At 60.3% G+C, this 711-nt stretch carries 1 pseudogene; it reads right to left on the bottom strand.

The features are described from left to right. Positions 1 to 711: pseudogene (locus tag N5D30_RS26075) on the bottom strand (hypothetical protein); the annotation flags it as partial.

The raw sequence follows: 711 nt of genomic DNA, 5'->3' as shown, positions 1-711 counted from the left end.
GTGAAACTGGAGCCGCCGCTACTCGCTGCCTCGCTCCCCTGGCTGGGTGCCACAATGTGCATGGGCTGTACGCCCGCTGCTGCAGGCCCGCTACCACCTGCCCCACTTCCTACATTGAGGATGTATTGAGTACCTACCGAGGTGCTCATCTTTTTGCCGATCTGGCTGCTTTTGTTCATACCGACCAGGGTGTTCATCATCATGCCCACGTTCAGGCTGTATCCCAGCCCGACGTTCTCCATCCGCCCCAGGCCGACGTTCTGCAGGTAGGCCATGCCGATGGTCTCGGTCTTGTTCTTGCCGACTCTCGTCGACCAGTTCTTGCCGATACGATCGCTCTCGTTCTTGTCCACCTTCTTCGTGCGGTTCTTGTGGATCGTCACCTTCTCGTTGCCATCCACCGTCTCCGTACGGTTCTGGTGGATGTCGATGGTCTCGTTGCCGTCCACTTCTTCCTTGCGGTTGCCGTGCACCGTGATCGTCTCGTCACGGTCCACCGTCTCCGTCCGGTCACGCTTGATGTGGCTGGTCTCGTCGCGGTCGATGGTCTTGCTGCGGTCGTTGCCTACCCAGTGCGTCTCGTCGTTCTCGACTTCGATGTCCTGGTTCTTCTCGGCATGGATCCACAGCTGTTCCTCGCCCTTGCGGTCCTCGAAGCGCAGCGCGTTGGCGTTCTCGTAGCCCCCGCCCAGGCTCGACCGGGTCAGGATC

The sequence above is a fragment of the Pseudomonas sp. GD03875 genome (genome assembly GCF_029840585.1).
Taxonomy (GTDB): domain Bacteria; phylum Pseudomonadota; class Gammaproteobacteria; order Pseudomonadales; family Pseudomonadaceae; genus Aquipseudomonas; species Aquipseudomonas paralcaligenes.
The sequence above is the reverse complement of the archived record's forward strand: the minus strand, read 5'-3'. Positions and strand labels throughout refer to the sequence as shown.